Source organism: Ignatzschineria sp. F8392, from assembly GCF_002252045.1.
Classification (GTDB): domain Bacteria; phylum Pseudomonadota; class Gammaproteobacteria; order Cardiobacteriales; family Wohlfahrtiimonadaceae; genus Ignatzschineria.
Map to the genome: position 1 here is coordinate 287,055 of NZ_NEFF01000001.1, position 15,987 is coordinate 303,041.

The 15,987-nt window shown below is 41.4% G+C and carries 15 protein-coding genes; 7 read left to right on the forward strand and 8 right to left on the reverse strand.

What is annotated here, in order from left to right:
* Window positions 1-285: 285 nt before the first annotated feature.
* From lon to B9T19_RS01265, 5 genes are all read left to right on the forward strand, one after another.
* Entirely contained in the window at window positions 286-2,736 is a 2,451-nt protein-coding gene (gene lon, locus B9T19_RS01245; protein WP_094566798.1) for an endopeptidase La, read from the forward strand.
* Between the two features lie 130 nt (window positions 2,737-2,866).
* Window positions 2,867-3,145, forward strand: a complete 279-nt coding sequence (locus B9T19_RS01250; protein WP_094566799.1) for an HU family DNA-binding protein — start codon at window positions 2,867-2,869, stop codon at window positions 3,143-3,145.
* Window positions 3,146-3,494: 349 nt separating this feature from the next.
* Window positions 3,495-4,070: a YecA family protein gene (locus tag B9T19_RS01255; RefSeq protein ID WP_094566800.1), complete on the forward strand. Its 576-nt coding sequence runs from the start codon at window positions 3,495-3,497 to the stop codon at window positions 4,068-4,070.
* Window positions 4,071-4,094: 24 nt separating this feature from the next.
* Window positions 4,095-4,850 carry a TatD family hydrolase gene (locus B9T19_RS01260; RefSeq protein WP_094566801.1) on the forward strand — a complete coding sequence of 252 codons (756 nt, stop codon included), beginning with the start codon at window positions 4,095-4,097 and terminating at the stop codon, window positions 4,848-4,850.
* A 1-nt stretch (window position 4,851) separates the two neighbouring features.
* Window positions 4,852-5,907 (forward strand): nitronate monooxygenase family protein, encoded by a 1,056-nt coding sequence (locus tag B9T19_RS01265; RefSeq protein ID WP_158214321.1) that lies wholly within the window; start codon window positions 4,852-4,854, stop codon window positions 5,905-5,907.
* Window positions 5,908-5,995: 88 nt separating this feature from the next.
* Here B9T19_RS01265 and nth read toward each other — a convergent pair whose 3' ends face one another.
* Both nth and B9T19_RS01275 read right to left on the reverse strand, forming a co-directional pair.
* Window positions 5,996-6,631, reverse strand: coding sequence for an endonuclease III (gene nth, locus B9T19_RS01270; RefSeq protein ID WP_094567347.1), 636 nt, complete (start codon window positions 6,629-6,631; stop codon window positions 5,996-5,998).
* Between the two features lie 74 nt (window positions 6,632-6,705).
* Window positions 6,706-7,353 (reverse strand): RnfABCDGE type electron transport complex subunit B, encoded by a 648-nt coding sequence (locus tag B9T19_RS01275; RefSeq protein ID WP_094566803.1) that lies wholly within the window; start codon window positions 7,351-7,353, stop codon window positions 6,706-6,708.
* Between the two features lie 471 nt (window positions 7,354-7,824).
* Between B9T19_RS01275 and B9T19_RS01280 the strand changes: the two genes are divergently transcribed.
* Together B9T19_RS01280 and B9T19_RS01290 are read left to right on the forward strand one after the other, a co-directional pair.
* A complete protein-coding gene (locus B9T19_RS01280) occupies window positions 7,825-8,907 on the forward strand; it encodes an AI-2E family transporter (protein WP_094566804.1) in 1,083 nt (360 codons plus the stop codon).
* A gap of 587 nt (window positions 8,908-9,494) precedes the next feature.
* The gene (locus tag B9T19_RS01290; protein ID WP_094566806.1) at window positions 9,495-10,553 is read left to right on the forward strand and encodes a hypothetical protein; all 1,059 of its coding nucleotides are present in this window, start codon (window positions 9,495-9,497) and stop codon (window positions 10,551-10,553) included.
* 142 nt (window positions 10,554-10,695) lie between these two features.
* Here the strand turns inward: B9T19_RS01290 and B9T19_RS01295 are convergent, their stop codons facing one another.
* From B9T19_RS01295 to B9T19_RS01320, 6 genes are all read right to left on the reverse strand, one after another.
* Window positions 10,696-11,262, reverse strand: a complete 567-nt coding sequence (locus tag B9T19_RS01295; protein ID WP_094566807.1) for a hypothetical protein — start codon at window positions 11,260-11,262, stop codon at window positions 10,696-10,698.
* Window positions 11,263-11,591: 329 nt separating this feature from the next.
* A complete protein-coding gene (locus B9T19_RS01300; protein WP_094566808.1) occupies window positions 11,592-12,017 on the reverse strand; it encodes a helix-hairpin-helix domain-containing protein in 426 nt (141 codons plus the stop codon).
* A gap of 92 nt (window positions 12,018-12,109) precedes the next feature.
* A complete protein-coding gene (locus B9T19_RS01305; RefSeq protein WP_229821577.1) occupies window positions 12,110-12,892 on the reverse strand; it encodes a ScpA family protein in 783 nt (260 codons plus the stop codon).
* A 131-nt stretch (window positions 12,893-13,023) separates the two neighbouring features.
* Complete coding sequence (trpS, locus tag B9T19_RS01310) at window positions 13,024-14,031, reverse strand: tryptophan--tRNA ligase (RefSeq protein WP_094566810.1); 1,008 nt, start codon at window positions 14,029-14,031, stop codon at window positions 13,024-13,026.
* A 231-nt stretch (window positions 14,032-14,262) separates the two neighbouring features.
* Window positions 14,263-15,120 (reverse strand): tRNA pseudouridine(38-40) synthase TruA, encoded by an 858-nt coding sequence (truA, locus tag B9T19_RS01315; RefSeq protein ID WP_233146758.1) that lies wholly within the window; start codon window positions 15,118-15,120, stop codon window positions 14,263-14,265.
* A 28-nt stretch (window positions 15,121-15,148) separates the two neighbouring features.
* Window positions 15,149-15,985, reverse strand: coding sequence for a MurR/RpiR family transcriptional regulator (locus tag B9T19_RS01320; RefSeq protein ID WP_094566811.1), 837 nt, complete (start codon window positions 15,983-15,985; stop codon window positions 15,149-15,151).
* Window positions 15,986-15,987 lie beyond the last annotated feature (2 nt).

The window sequence follows — 15,987 nt, forward strand, 5'->3', positions numbered from 1 at the left end:
AACTGGATATCACTTAGTATTACTTATGTTACTTATATCACTGATAACCTCTCGTCGGTTGATCTGCTATCTGATAGTAATCTATAGCAATTGATAGCAATTGATAGCAATCAAGATCAACAGAACTTATGAGGTTCAAGTATCTCATAGTGATTCTAAGAGAGGCTAACGATAGCATAACTTCTAACAATCACTGTTAGGTGGTAAGATCATTAATGTAGAGATTTATCGATAAAACGTGGATGAATACCAAATCACATTATAATAAATTGGAGATAAAAACGAATGTCTCAAAAACGAGTAAAAGATGCGGAATTACCTATTTTAGCGCTTCGCGATTTAGTAGTATTTCCGGGGACAAAAACTCCACTTTTAGTGGGTAGACCTCTTTCAATAGGTGCGCTTGAGATGTCAACGGAGGTTGATAATCGTGTTCTATTGATGAGTTTAAAAGATCCTGATGAAGAGCGAATTAATATGGAGACAATCTACCATACCGGTGTTGTTGTCCGTATTATCTCAAGTAAACTCTCAAAAGGGGGATCCTACCAAGTTACATTAGAAGCCCTTGAACGAGTTAAATTGCAGAAGACAAAAGAGTTAGTCTATGAAAACGGTGAGGGCTACGTTTTTGATTTTGTAATGGGAAGTTATGAGCTTGCCCCTTTTGAAAATAATCTAACAGAGGCAGAAGAAGAGGTCTACTACGCCACTTTTGAGAAGTTGGTGAAGAAGCTTTTAGAAAATGCTCAAATTAAACAATTAACGCCGGAATTGCTCTTAGAGGATAAAGCGCTCTATCCATTGGTGATGAAGCTTGCTTGTGAGATTCCAATGTCGGTGGAAAAGAAACAATCGATCTTAGCGGCAGAAGATTTAGGTGAAGCTGCGGATCTATTGATTAACCACTTAAGTGTTGAGCTCAATATTATCGATCTTCAGCGCCGAATTCATGGCCTGGTGCAGACTCAGATCTCAAAAAATCAGCGTGAATATTACCTCAATGAGCAGATCAAAGCGATCCATAAAGAGCTTGATGATCTAAACGATTCTGGTCTTTCAGAGCTTGAGACACTCGAAGAGAAGATTAAAGCAGCGGGAATGCCCAAAGAGGCTGAAGAGAAGGGGCTAAACGAAGTTAAGCGACTTAAATCGATGCCGGCAATGTCCGCTGAGGGTACTGTTGCGCGTACCTATATCGATTGGCTCTTAAAGATGCCATGGAATGATCGCTCGCGTCTTCGTTATGGACTGATTACTGCGAAGAAGACGCTCGATCGAGATCATTCTGGCCTTGAGAAGGTGAAAGATCATATTCTTGAGCACTTAGCAGTGATTAGTCATACCAAGTCGAAGAAGGGTGATATTCTCTGCTTTATTGGACCTCCTGGTGTGGGTAAGACCTCACTTGCTCGCTCAATTGCTGAAGCAACAGGGCGAGAGTTTGTGCGGATGAGTTTAGGGGGCGTAAGTGATGAGTCTGAAATTAGAGGACATCGCCGTACCTATATCGGCGCAATGCCGGGTAAGCTTGTACAACTTTTAGCAAAAGCGAAGACCAAAAATCCGCTTATTCTTCTCGATGAGTTAGATAAGACCGGACATAGCCATAAAGGTGATCCGGCAGCAGCACTTCTAGAGGTCTTAGATCCAGAACAAAATAGCACCTTTAATGATCATTATCTCGATGTTGATATCGATCTTTCGGAAGTGATGTTTATTGCAACCGCCAATAGTTATGATATTCCAGGGCCTCTACGTGATCGAATGGATATCATTGAACTTTCAAGTTATACCGAGCTTGAGAAGCTCACAATTGCGAAAGAGCACCTTATTCCAGATGCCTATAAGGAGAATGGATTAACGCGGGAAGAGATTAAGTTTACCGATGATGGGCTTCTTTTCCTTATCAATCACTACACAAAAGAGGCAGGGGTTCGAAATTTAACCCGTGAAATCAATACAATCTTCCGTAAATTTATTAAAGAGAGAATGCTCGATAAAGAGCGTGATCGTAAAGGGGAGATCGTTGATAAGGCGCGTATCAAATATTATCTTGGCGCTATCAAGTATCGTCATGGTATTAAAGAGGATGAGCATGAGGTTGGCTATGTCAATGGGTTAGCTTGGACACAAGTTGGTGGTGATCTTCTGGGGATTGAGGTACAGTTAGTGCCCGGTAAAGGGGAACTTATCGCAACAGGTAGTCTTGGTGATGTGATGAAAGAGTCAGTGAGAACCGCATTAACCGTGATTCGAGCTCGTAGTAGTTACTATGGTCTACCCGATGATTTTTATAAAAAATGGGATATTCATGTTCATGCTCCGGAGGGAGCGATTCCTAAAGATGGACCAAGTGCCGGTGCTGCAATTACGCTTGCCATTCTTTCTGCACTTTTAGGTGTACCGATTCGTTCCGATATTGCGATGACAGGGGAAATCACCCTCAGAGGTCATGTGTTAATTATTGGGGGATTAAAAGAAAAATTGATAGCGGCCGAGCGTGCGGGTATACGTACCGTCTTGATTCCAGAGGAGAATGTGAAGGATTTAGAGGAGGTTCCTCAATATATTCTTGATGCATTAGAGATTATTCCTGTAAAAACCTTCGATGAAGTGGTAGATTGTGCATTAACACAATCACTTACAAGACGAGATGAGTGGAAACGCTTTGATAGTTTTACAACGCTTCCTGAAGAGGTCGATGAGATCAAAAAAAGAGCGAAAACACATTGAATCACTTGACTTGCATCGATTGCGGACGTATAAATCTATACAGAATTAGCAAAGTTTGTTAATTTGAATAGACATAAGCACACTATGATCGTGCAAATTACATGTTTTTTTAATAGTAGGATATAATTTTATGAACAAAACTGAATTGATTGCTGCAGTAGCAGAAAAAACGGAAATGACGAAAGTAGCTTCTGCGAAAGCGGTTGAAGCAGTGATGGAAACCATTACTGAAGCGCTTGCAAATGGTGATAGTGTAACTTTAATTGGTTTCGGTACATTTACAGTACGTGATCGTGCTGCACGTGTTGGTCGTGACCCACGTAACCCTGAAAAAACAATTCAGATCAAAGCGTCACGCGTACCTGCGTTTAGAGCTGGTAAAGGTCTTCGCGAGTCAGTTAATAAGTAAGTATTCCTTATTTAACAGAGCATATTAAAAGGCTTTAGTACATTATGTGCTAAAGCCTTTTTGTATCTACTTTTTGTATCTATCTTAATCAGGCTATTCAATCGCGTTATAATAAGCGCTTTAATAGGCGCATCAGTAGGCGTTTTAATAACTATTTTAACTATTTTAGTGAATGTTGATGGAAACAGAAATTCTATATAGGGAAGAGAATAGCTATCTCGTAGAGAAGAAGGCTATAGAAGTAGATAGTAGATAGTAGAGACGTAGAGATGTAGGGTATTTCCCTCATCGTAACGGTAAAATAGTAGAGAAACAGCAGAAACAGCAGAAAAAAGAAAGGAAGCGATCGATGTCAGAAACACAAATCCCTCAAAGTGTGACCTACCAATTATTGCAAGAGCAATTTCCAGGTCTTAATCTTTCTGAAGCGCAGGGGCTCTTAATAGCCCTTCTATGTGGGCAGTCTCATGATTATTTTCATAATTGGCTAGTGGAGATTGAGCATATTCGTTTTGATGAAGCGGAGTTGAATCAAGAGATCTTAAAAATTCTCTATGAAAAGACGCTTGCAGAGTTAAATTCAGAAGATTTTAATCTCTCTCTTCTCTTACCGGAAGAGCCTTTAGAGCAACGTATTGAAGGATTTATCAAATGGTGCCATGGTTTTAGCTATGGCTTTGGCCTCTCTAATGAGCTCTATGAGGCGCTCGATGAAGATGGTCGTGATTGTATCCGTTATATTATTGAGTTCTCAGGATTAGAACGGGAACAGGTGGTCGATGAGTTGGCTGATGAGGAAGATTATCTCGCGCTAGAGGAGTTGATCGAATTTGTCAGAGTAGGTGCTTTGATGCTCTACTATCACCTTAAAGGCAGAGATAGAGAGGAAGTTGTTGCAGAAGAGGGAACACCTCAGGTTCACTAGGCTAACTTTGATAGGTAGAAGAAAATGATCGATACCCATATTCATCTCAATGATATAACGCCGAAAGAGGCGCTCGCTGAACATCTGCAACGAGCCCAGGATTTGGGTGTTCGGGGATGGATTATGCCGGCAACGACCATTGATTCATTTATCCCTATCGTGGAGATCTCTCAGCGTTATTCTCACTGTTATCCTGCTTTGGGGCTCCATCCGTGGTTTTTGCCGGAGCAGCTCGATTTCGCTATTTTATCGTTAAGGGAGGCGATCGAGCATTATTCACCTATCGCTATAGGGGAGTGCGGACTCGATTTCTCTCGTGAGGATCATCTAAAGCAGATAGCTCTCTTTGAAGCGCAGGTTGCACTTTCTGTAGAGTATCAACTCCCCTTAATTATCCACTCCTATAAAGCGGTAGATTCAGTATTGCAAATTTTGCGTCGCTATCCGCAGGCTCGAGGGGTGTTTCACGGTATCAACTGTAGTCTGCAGCAGTTAGAGCAGATCTTAGCACTCGGCTTCTATTTAGGATTTGGAGGGGCGGTCACCTATCCGCGCGCTAAAAGGTTGCAACGTTTATTACAAGCGACACCTATCGATCATCTTCTACTTGAGACAGATGCACCCTTTCAACCAGGAGCTTATCGGGAAAAGGGGGAGGCGCATCTGCCGGAAGATTTGGTGAAAATTGCCCACGCTATTGCACAACAAAGATCGCTTGAGAGGGGAGAACTTGCTAAGATAACAACACAGAATGCGATTCATTTATTTAATTGGAGATAAAATGACGATCAATAAACCTGCACGCTTATCTCAACAACTATCGATTGAGTATCCTATTATCCAGGTGCCACTCTACCATGGTGGATCAACAGAGCTTGTTGCTGAAGTCTCAAATAGTGGTGGTCTAGGCATGATTGCTGGTGGTTTTTTAACCCCCGAAGCCCTGCAACATGAGATCTCCTCTATTAAAGAGTTAACCGATCGCCCATTTGGTGTTAACTTAATGATCTCAAAGAGTCGTGATATTCCAGAATCGCTCTATGCGGATGCGATTTCACGGATGAAAGGGTTTGCAAGCGCAGAGCTTTTAGAGATGGAGAATCTCAATACTGATGCATGGGAACTCTCACCTTTAGATGATCTTTTAGAGGTTATTTTAGATGAGGAGGTGCCGGTCGTCAGTTTCACTTTTGGTATTCCCTCTAAAGAGACGATTGCACTCTTAAAAGAGGCTGGCGTTAAAATTATTGGTCATTCAACTCATATGGTTGAAGCGCTTTTATGGGAAGAGAGTGGTGTTGATGTCCATCTCTTACAAGGATCTGAATCGGGGGGAATGCGTCACACTTTTATTGGTGATGTCCGCACTCATGCTTTTAGTGCACAGGCATTAACAACTCAAGGGGCGCGTCTATTGGAAAAGCCTTTTGCGGTATCAGGCGGGATCTATAATAAATCACTCTTTGCTGCGGCAATTATTCAAGGGGCGGATGGTGTTGGGATTGGAACCGCATTTATGTTGACGCCAGAATCGGGATTAAGTGAGCAAGAAGCGGATCTTCTTCTCAAGAGTAATGAGTATGATTCTGTCTTAACAGAGCATTGGACGGGGGTATTAGGGCGCTGTTATAGCAATTTAGGAACGCAGCAGTTACGAAAAGTCCGTGGCAGAACACTCCCTTTCCCGGAGCAGCTCTTTTTGGTTCATGCAGCAACGATCGATGAGTTAGAGATAGGGGATCATCCTGTGGACTTTCAGCCTATTTGGGCGAGCGTTAATGCTCCTTTTTGTGAAAGAGTCTCTGTAAAGAGATTGATGGAGTCATTGGTGAGTTGATTGCTCTATCGTATTTAATCGAATTTAAGAAGGGCGAGAGGAATGATCTCGCCCTTATCTTTTTCTATTTCTATTTCTATTTTTGTTTCTACTCATCGGTCTTCTCTAAATATTGGCACTGGTGATAGACCAGACAAGATGCACAGCGAGGTTTGCGTGCAATACAGGTATAGCGCCCATGAAGAATAAGCCAGTGGTGGGCATCGAGAAGAAACTCTTTAGGAATCCTTTTGAGCAGTTTATCCTCCACCTCTCGAACATTTTTACCCGGTGCTAATCCTGTGCGATTTGAGAGGCGAAAGATATGGGTATCAACAGCCATTGTAGGCTGACGAAAGGCGGTATTGAGGATGACATTTGCTGTTTTTCGACCAACGCCGGGAAGCGCTTCTAAAGCGGCTCGCTCATTAGGAACCTCTCCTTGATATTTCGTTGCTAAAATACCACAAGTTTTATGTAAATTAGCTGCCTTAGAATTATAGAGACCTAACGTTCGAATATACTCCTTAATCTTCTCTTCACCTAAGTCATACATTGCTTGAGGCGTATTAGCTGCAGCAAAGAGCCCTTTTGTCGCTTTATTAACGCCCACATCGGTTGATTGAGCAGAGAGAAGCACAGCCACTAAAAGCTCAAAGGTGGAATGGTAGATCAATTCTGTCTTCGGTTCAGGGTTTTCATTTCGTAATATTGTGAAAAACTGGGTGATCTCTTCCCGATTCATGAGGCGCTGATACTCTTTATTCTTACTCATCATTACTCTCTTTTTCTGTTTCAATTCAATTTTTCAGTCGCTATTTAGCGCTCTTCATAACTCTTCTTTGCCAGAGCGATTAGATCGAGCATTTTTGCCTTAGGTGCCGGGTCAGCAAGCTCTTTTTCTTGAGGAGGCTGTGTATCTGTAATATTGGTTCGTGCTGCTTCTCGTGCTTTTTTTGCGCGATACCTTTGACGTGACTTTTCAGCACGCTGTTTTTCCCAAGCGGAGAGTCCTATCGGAGAAGCTGCTAACTGCGGGTCTAGAGGCTCAATCACGATACAGTTGAGGGGGCAGGGGGGAATACAGAGCTCACATCCAGTACACTCTTCGGTGATAATAGTATGCATCAAGCGACGTGCGCCGACAATTGCATCAACGGGACAAGCTAAAATGCACTTCATGCAGCCGATACAGTAGGGCTCTTCTATACGAACAACTTGAGGGGGCTTATAGTGACCTAACGACTCATTTAAGGGGAGTATTGGGCGTGTTAGGAGCTCACTCAATGCAGCAATAACCCGATCGCCTCCGGGAGGGCAGCGATTAATAGGTGCATCATCACGGACAATAGCCTCTGCATAGGCAAAGCAACCTTGGTATTGGCACTGTTCACATTGTGTTTGTGGTAAAAGGGCATCTACCGCATCGATTAAAAGATCTTGATTCTGTTGCGTTCTCTGTTGCATTCTATCTAGTCTATCTGTTGATCTATTGATTGTTAAGGGTGGGTAAGTCGTATGATTGATCAATCGCTGGATGAGGCGATTGGCGTCTCGGCTCACTATTTTTATCGTGAAATGCTCATGGCATACTCATGGCATACTCATGACATACCTATGAAATATTCCATAAAAGCTCGAAGTTCATAATCATAGGAGATTGGTGTAACTTTCGCAATTCTCTTCCATTTTTAATCGGTGATTTGTAAGATGCTTTGTCATTTACTTAAGTGTTATTAAGGCATACTTGAGCAGTTGATGCTCTTAATGATTTGTATTCTATTTTTTCTCTCTATCTCTTAAATAGGTCGGCTTTTAGGGTAAAGTTGCGTAGAATAGAGAGCATCATTGGGGAGTTGATGGTTATTATTAATATCCCGATAATAGATCTTACCTAGTATATTTTAGAAATATTGATAGAAATCGATAGGAGTCTGCATGCAATTTGACCGGGTTAATCGTCTTATATTTTTTTGGATCGGAGTAATAATAACACTCTACCTCATTCATCGTTTAGCCGCTGTTTTAATCCCTTTCTTAATTGCGTTTGGTTTAGCCTATTTAGGTAATCCTTTAGTGGAAAAGATTCAATCGAAAAGGATTCCAAGAGTTTTAGCGGTCACAATTGTCTTTGCCGGGTTATTACTTCTATTGGTGCTACTTTTAACCGTCGTCATTCCACAGCTTCTCAATCAGATTTTAGTATTTGTTGATAAAGTTCCCACCTATTATCTCTGGGTGCAGGATAATATCTTTCCCCGTTTAGAGAAACTACTCTCTCTAGAGAGTCTTAAAGAGAATCAATATGAAGCGCGACAAGCATTGACAAAATCACTCAATTATCTTGGAGAGCTTACCTCAAAAATAGCCCCTTCTATTAGTGCGATCATTATGGGAATCATCGGCTTTTTAGTAAGCCTCTTCCTTATTCCAATGATCACTTTCTATGTTATGCGAGATTGGACCACTATCACTGAAAGATTTGAGACACTGATCCCAAGAACAATCTTTCCTCAAGCGATGCGTTTTTTCCATGAGGCTAACTATATGTTGAGTGGTTTTTTACGCGGCCAACTCACCGTAATGTTCTGTTTGGCATGTATTTATGGGATTGGATTGAGTATCGTCGGGGTGGAATATAGCTTGGTGATTGGGATGATTGCTGGCTTAATCAGCTTTATTCCCTACTTTGGAGCAACCTCAGGTGTCATTATGGGGTTAACGGTTGCTTGGTTTCAATATGGTACTTTGACCCATCTCTTCTTTGTTGGGATCGTCTTTGCAATCGGTCAATTGATGGAGAGTTTTGTTTTAACGCCGATCTTAATTGGGGATAAATTAGGTATGCATCCTATAGCGGTTGTTTTCGCTTTAATGGCGGGAGGAACGCTCTTTGGTTTTACCGGGGTATTATTAGCATTACCCGCTTGTGCCGTTTTAATGGTTGCACTCCGTTTTCTCTATCATCGTTATCTTCAGAGCGAATTTTATAATGGTAAAAAAGAGGAACCGAAGGCGTAATGATATCCTTCATACACTCCATATATTTTTCATATATACCATATATGTACCACATATGTACCACATATATACTCTATATATTTTTGATCTATTTTTATATAATTTGAGTATTTATTTTACAATAAATAGATTTAGTATGTAACGTGTTATATGTTGATTCTATCATCAGAGAGCGCCCTATTTTTGAGGCGCTCTTATTATGGGCGATCCGGGATGATATTATCATCGAAGTGATGATGATAACTCTGTTATCGAGATTGATGCGATTGATAGAAGAAGAGATTGAGAAACAATCCGAAAATATCGATCCGCTAAAAATGTTAGTTGAAAATATTAGTTTAAATGCAAATTAAAAAGCACAAACTTAAAAGTAATTTAAGTAATTTAAGTAATTTAAGTAATTTAGGTGATTCAAAATAATTTGAAAATCTTAAATCGGCTAAATGGGTTAACTTTTTGATTTGAAAGATAAAAATCGCTCCCTTAATTCAAACAATTCCTTATTTCAATAATATTTTCTAAATAAAAAATAGTTAGGAAAAGAGAAGATAGGAGAGCGAAATAGAACCATTACATGAGGAGGGGTTATGTTTCAAGTACTGCGTATTGCGAGTGCATTCGTAGGAATTATTGTCGGGGCAGGGTTTGCCTCGGGACAAGAGATTCTACAATATTTTACAAGTTTCGGTTATATGGGGATTGTCGGAGCATTTGTTGCGACGGTTCTCTTTGCCTATATGGGAATGATGTTGACCCGTATCGGGAGCATTATGAAGGTTCATTCCCATAGTGAAGCGATCTACACCTTAAGTGGACGGGTTTTGGGCTCGGTCGTTGATGCTATTTTGGTCTTAACACTCTTTGGTGTCGGCGTTGTGATGGTTGCAGGCGCGGGAAGTTTAGGAACACAGTTTTTAGGACTCTCTCCTTTTATCGGTAGCTTAGTGATGACGGTATTAATTGTAGCAACGGTACTGATGCCGATTCATCGTGTTATCTCGCTCATCGGTAGTATCACTCCTTTCTTGATTGTGGCATTAGTGGTGATCTGTACCTATAGCCTCTTCACTTATAGCCAAGATCTAGCTGTTTTAGAACCTATCGCTACAAGTATTGAGACCTCATTACCAAACTGGTTTGTTTCTGCCGTTAACTATGTCTCATTTAATATTGCGGTAGGTGCTGGAATGGCGCTCGTTATGGGCGGAAGTGAGCCGAATGTTAAGATTGCAACATGGGGCGGTTTTTTAGGCGGAATTGGCGTCGGGCTCTTAATTCTCTTAGCCCATTTAGCTATCTTCCTTAAAGTGGATATTGTAGGCGATTATCCTTTACCACTATTGAAAATCATTCAAGATATCTCGCCCGTCTTAGGGGGCTTTATGGCGATTGTTCTTTTTGGGATGATCTACAACACCGGTGTTGCGATGTACTACGCATTTGTAGCGCGCTTTACAATAATGCAGACGAAAAAGTCCTATATCTTCGCTATTATAACGGGCGCTGTTGGCTATGTTGCAAGCTTCGTTGGTTTTACCGATCTGATCGCTTACTTCTATCCTTTGATCGGTTATTTAGGACTCTTCTTAATTGCGATCTTAATCTATGCGCCTTTCAAATTACGGAAGATGGCAGAGAAGCAGTAGTAGTTTGCTAGCGTTGCTATTGCAGGATTTTTGAGTGCTTTGAGGATCTTTAAAAATCTCTTAAAGTTGTTGAAAATAGCAAACAATATTCAATAATCAATAATTAACAATCAATTGAAATGAAAAATTTAGGGTAGTCTGCTTAGCAGCTACCCTTTTCATTGGTGAGGCGAAAATAGCCATAGACATTGATAATGAAGGAGGGGAGATTTTGGTGATTTCGGGCTTTATTTTGGTAACAGATATTGATTCTTCCATTCGGCAATGAGCGAGCCATACCGTAACCATATTCTCTGCGGGCATTGATATTGAGCCCACCACCAATATTCACCGTTGTAGTAATCATCAGTTGTTGCTGACTCTTCTTTGCAAGAGGGTAGTAGTGCAAAATAGTCTCTTCTGTCGGGATGAATTGTTGTTGATCATCGTAGAAGAGGAGCCAACCTGGCCAGATTCGTTCCTCTTCTCCGAGGCAATGGAGGCCATCACGACTACCACAAAGTGTTAGCGACCGCTCCTCTAACGAGGCCAAATTTTTGGCCATCTGTAGATCCTGTTTTAGATGAAATGTTGCAATCTCAAGCAGAATCGACTCATGAAGTGAGCGGTAGAGTGGGATAAGGGCAAAGCTGGTCAGCGCGATAAGTAGAAGGAGAAGAATCATCTCTAGGAGTGTCATACCTCGTTCATGATTTGGTGTATAGATCATCTTTTTCTTTACCTTACTGTTTCTCTCTTTCTCAAGGAAATAGGAAGTTGGGGAGAATAAAAATAAAAGAACTCGAAAGAATGTAGACGAGTCTAGAAGAGAACAAAAGAATAATGGGGTAGAGAGATGGGGAAGCGGGGGGGGGAGATAAAAATAGAAATCTTAGAAAGATTAGAAGTATTAGAAAGATTAGAGGAATTAGAGTTGTTAGAAGGAGATGAAAGGAGCAGCCCTCTCCTTGAAGGCTGCTCGGGAGGAGATAGTTGAGTTAGGGAGAGCATTGAGAGTTATGAGCGAGGAGATATCTCTCCCTTATCTCCTCTGATCCTCTACTTCTCAGTAGTAGAATTTTGTTGTGGGTTATTCGATTGCGCATTATCTGCGACTCTCTCTGTCGGCGCCTTATCTGTAGTTGCGTCACTCGTTGTATTGTCTGTAACATTTGTGGCGCTTGTAACATCACTAATCATCTCATCAATAATGATATTATCGCGATTGGCTTCTAATGTTTTTTCGCCAATACCTTTGACAGCAAGAAGATCTTCCACACGTTTAAAGGGGCCATTCTGTTCACGATATTCAACAATCGCGGTTGCCTTAACGGGCCCTATATTCGTTAAGTTCTCCATAATGGTATCGACATCAGCGCTATTGATATTGATAGGTGCTGAATGGGCAAGTGATAGGAGAAGTGCTGATATGAGCAATGAGATAGAGAACACTACTCGTTTATAAATTGAGGTTACCTTATTCATTATAAAAACTCCTTATTTCAAATGGTTAGGAAGATAAACCTTCTAAAAATAAGCAACTTTAACTGTAGGTAACTCTTTGAATAGATGGGAAACTACTCTGTAGCGAGGGCGATTAAGATATCGCTATAAGCCTCTTCTTGGGTGAGAAGAATCTGCTGTTTTCGCGCTAATTCAAGGAGTGAGAGAAAGGAGATTGTAATGCCATAGCGACCTTCAGCAGGATCGATGAGTTCCGTAAATGCAATCGGTTTTTCCGGCGTTAGACGGGTAATAATCTGATCAATACGATCATTAATAGAGATCTTTTCCGATTTAATCTGATGCTTTTGGTGAAGATTAGCTCTTGCAATAATTTTTTCTAATGCTTTAAGAAGTTGCGAGAGTTCAATTGTGGGTTCTGGTGTTTCCACAACAATATTAGGGGTATCTGGGGAGATAGGAAAAATATCTCGGTAGAAGATCTCTCGCTCTGAAAGTTGGATTGCGACCTCTTTATATTGCGCATAGATCTGTAGACGACGAATAAGCTCTTGACGTGGATCGATCTCTTCTTCGCTCTCATCTACTTCAGGTGTTGGAAGTAGAATGCGAGATTTAATCTCCGCTAACCAGGCAGCCATAACAAGATATTCAGATGCAAGTTCAAAGCGTTCTTCTTCTAGATAATCGATATAGGACATATATTGCGTTGTAATATCGCTAATAGGTATATCGAGGATATCGAAGTTGTTTTTTCGGATAATATGGAGCAGTAGATCGAGCGGACCCTCAAATTGATCGAGCCAAATTTCAAAAGCATCTGGGGGGATAAAGAGATCTACCGGAGGATTGAGTTGTTCTCCTTTAAAGATCGCAATATTGTCATGTTCACTCATATCTATTGAGCATCCTTTATCTCTCTTTTATTGTTGCTATTTATTTTATTATTAACTAAATATTTTATTACTTATCGTGAAAAATCAGGAGTAGTGATGAGCTACTCCTTACATTATTTCTGCCGAAAGGGTTAGATAAAATTTCTCAGACCAACAGCATCTTTTAGTTTTAGTAACATCTCTCTTGCCGGGATACGTGCTTTTTCGGCCCCTTTTTGTAGAGTCTCTTCAATAATACGAGGATTTGCCATCAGCTCATAGTAACGTTCTCTTGCTTCTTTGATCTGATCATTGATGAGATTAAAGAGCGCTTTTTTCGCATCCCCCCAACCCATCCCATCAATGAGAGCTGCACGAAAAGCCGCAGTCTCTTCAGCACTACCAAAGGCTTTGTAGATATCGTATAGATGCGCACTATCAGGGTCTTTGGGCTCACCAGGTTCTAAAGAGTTTGTCACAATGCGATTGATCGATTTTTGTAGCTTCTTCTCAGGCAAGAAGAGAGGGATTGTATTGTTGTAGGATTTACTCATCTTGCGACCATCAAGACCGGGTAAAATCGCAGTTTCATCATCGATTACTTCTTGTGGCATAACAAAGAACTCAGATTGGTAGATATGGTTGAAGCGCTGTGCAATTTCACGAGCAATCTCAACATGTTGACGCTGATCGCTACCGACAGGAACGAGGTCTGCATTAAATGTTAAGATATCGGCAGCCATTAGAACGGGGTAGGAGAAGAGCCCCATGGTAACTCCACGATCAGGATCATTCTCCTGTGCGATGTTATCATCAACCGCTGCTTTATAGGCATGAGCACGATTCATTGTCCCTTTTGCCGTAACACAGTTAAGAAGCCAGGTAATTTGCGGAATCTCTTCAATATCTGATTGGCGATAAAAAATCGCTTTATCGGTATCTAGTCCAAGGGCCATCCAGGTAGCGGCAATTTCAAGGCGAGATTGATTGACCAATTCGGGATCTTGGCATTTGATTAAAGAGTGAAGGTCAGCTAGGAAGAAGTAAGCACTGTCATGAGTTTTACTCAACTCAATTGCAGGGCGAATTGCGCCGGCATAATTTCCCAAATGGGGGGTTCCTGTTGTACTAATTCCTGTTAAAACTGTCTTCTGTTTCATTTTAATTCCTTTATTGCAAATTAGAATCAGCAATTGGGATCAGAGAAGATCTCTCTATTGCTTTAATAAGGTCTTTTATTAATAAGGTCTTTCAATGATACTCTATTTTCATTCTTAAATAGATAATCTTAAATAGAGCATCTTAAATGGTGTAGCTAATTATGCGACTAAAATTGCGCTAGTCATATCTCGATATTGAGAAGATCATCCTCAAAACTCAGGCTGAAGTCTCTACTCTCTTATGGTGAGCATTAATTGAGGATTGATCGCTTCAGGATATTCCACCTGGTAGAGATGTAGTCCTTGAGGAGGAACGGTGATACCGCCTTGAGTTCTATCGAGACTCTCTAATACCCTTTGAGGATAGATTATCTCCTCTTTACCTAAGCCTACTTCGAGCAGGGTACCTACAATATTTCTGACCATGTTGTGTAAAAAGGCATTTGCTTTTAATTCAATCTCAATAAGCGGCCCATTCTGTTGGAAGGTGATGTGGTGGATATTTCGAAAAGGGGTTGTTGCTTGGCACTCTGAGGAGCGGAAAGCAGAGAAGTCATGCTCCCCAATAAGGGCTTGTGCTGCGCGTTCCATCTTGATGATATCGAGCGGATGGTAACACCAGAGACTTTGAGTTCTTAGCAGAGGGCTTCGATAGGGATGATTGTAGATAAAGTAGCGATAGGTACGGCTAACGGCGCTAAATCGAGCATGAAATTGGGAAGAGACCTCGGTAATATCGCGGATGGCACAATCAGCCGGAAGATTAGAGTTAATGCCTAACATCCAGGCGCGCTTTTCACGAACGGCATTGCTATCGAAATGGACGATCTGATTAATACCATGGACGCCAGCATCGGTTCGTCCGGCACAGACAAGTTTAATCTCCTCATTTGCTACAAAGCTAACGGCCTCTTCTAAGACCGCCTCAACTGAACGAACCGGCGGATTGAGCTGTTTTTGCCATCCCTTGAAGTTCGTTCCATCATACTCAATTAGGAGTGCATAGCGATGTTGGGGCGCAGACATTTCTTGGGGGCCTTTCTCGTCGATCATCTTATTGTCACAAATGGTTTTTATAGAATTTTGCATCTTTTAGTCGGCTCTCATTTGATCTGACTTACTCTTTTGTGCGTTTGGAGTCGATGATTTTAAGGGAGTTCTCCATTGCGATTCTAAACTCAGGGCCTTTTTTAAGGGCTAAAGTCACTAGAAGGATATCGACAATAGCAAGATCAGCAAGACGAGAGATCATCGGCATATATTCTGAAGTATCCTCTTTTGTTCCAGACTCTAAAACAACGGTAGCATGGTAGCTTAAGGGGGAATTTTTAGGGGCAAAGGCGATCACTTTCGCACCATTTGAGAGAGCAAGATCAGCAGAGTCGATAACATCTTGACTCTTTCCGGTATGGGAGACGGCGATCAAGACATCTTTCGGTGTTAAAAGGCTTGCCGCTAAGCTATGAACATGGTGATCTGTATAGGCAGAGACGGGGATTCCGACTCGTAATAACTTCTGTTGAATATCATTAGCCACAACGCCAGAGACACCATGACCAATACACATGACCTGATTAGCCTGCTCAAGTAGTCCGATTGCTTGATCGAGATCTTCCTCTTTGAGAAAGTTTTTCATATTGAGAAGTGCAGCGCTCGATTGATCGATCAATTTGATAATAATGCTTGCGGTAGAATCGTGAGGGGAGATACTGCCGTGAACAAAGGGAACGCCCGATCGTAAACTCTTAGCGAGGAGCTGTTTAAAGGTGTGGAAGCCTTCATAGTTTAGAGCGTGGCAGAAGCGCATAATGGTGGGTTCTGAGACTCCAGCTTTTTCAGCTAATGCACTAATGGAGAGATCAACAGCTTCATTTGGATGAGCTAAGACCCAATCAGCAACTTTTGCTTCAGACTTCCGAAGATGATGATAGTTATTTTGGATATGAGATAACATAA

What these genes read in the sequence shown, in the direction of transcription:
- B9T19_RS01305 (WP_229821577.1), bottom strand. Translation starts at nt 12,892, where the DNA reads ATGAGTGAACATGACAATATTGCGATCTTTAAAGGAGAACAACTCAAT.
- B9T19_RS01255 (WP_094566800.1), top strand. Translation starts at nt 3,495, where the DNA reads ATGTCAGAAACACAAATCCCTCAAAGTGTGACCTACCAATTATTGCAA.
- B9T19_RS01295 (WP_094566807.1), bottom strand. Translation starts at nt 11,262, where the DNA reads ATGATCTATACACCAAATCATGAACGAGGTATGACACTCCTAGAGATG.
- nth (WP_094567347.1), bottom strand. Translation starts at nt 6,631, where the DNA reads ATGAATCGGGAAGAGATCACCCAGTTTTTCACAATATTACGAAATGAA.
- B9T19_RS01300 (WP_094566808.1), bottom strand. Translation starts at nt 12,017, where the DNA reads ATGAATAAGGTAACCTCAATTTATAAACGAGTAGTGTTCTCTATCTCA.
- lon (WP_094566798.1), top strand. Translation starts at nt 286, where the DNA reads ATGTCTCAAAAACGAGTAAAAGATGCGGAATTACCTATTTTAGCGCTT.
- truA (WP_233146758.1), bottom strand. Translation starts at nt 15,120, where the DNA reads ATGCAAAATTCTATAAAAACCATTTGTGACAATAAGATGATCGACGAG.
- B9T19_RS01280 (WP_094566804.1), top strand. Translation starts at nt 7,825, where the DNA reads ATGCAATTTGACCGGGTTAATCGTCTTATATTTTTTTGGATCGGAGTA.
- trpS (WP_094566810.1), bottom strand. Translation starts at nt 14,031, where the DNA reads ATGAAACAGAAGACAGTTTTAACAGGAATTAGTACAACAGGAACCCCC.
- B9T19_RS01260 (WP_094566801.1), top strand. Translation starts at nt 4,095, where the DNA reads ATGATCGATACCCATATTCATCTCAATGATATAACGCCGAAAGAGGCG.
- B9T19_RS01320 (WP_094566811.1), bottom strand. Translation starts at nt 15,985, where the DNA reads ATGTTATCTCATATCCAAAATAACTATCATCATCTTCGGAAGTCTGAA.
- B9T19_RS01265 (WP_158214321.1), top strand. Translation starts at nt 4,852, where the DNA reads ATGACGATCAATAAACCTGCACGCTTATCTCAACAACTATCGATTGAG.
- B9T19_RS01250 (WP_094566799.1), top strand. Translation starts at nt 2,867, where the DNA reads ATGAACAAAACTGAATTGATTGCTGCAGTAGCAGAAAAAACGGAAATG.
- B9T19_RS01275 (WP_094566803.1), bottom strand. Translation starts at nt 7,353, where the DNA reads ATGCAACAGAGAACGCAACAGAATCAAGATCTTTTAATCGATGCGGTA.
- B9T19_RS01290 (WP_094566806.1), top strand. Translation starts at nt 9,495, where the DNA reads ATGTTTCAAGTACTGCGTATTGCGAGTGCATTCGTAGGAATTATTGTC.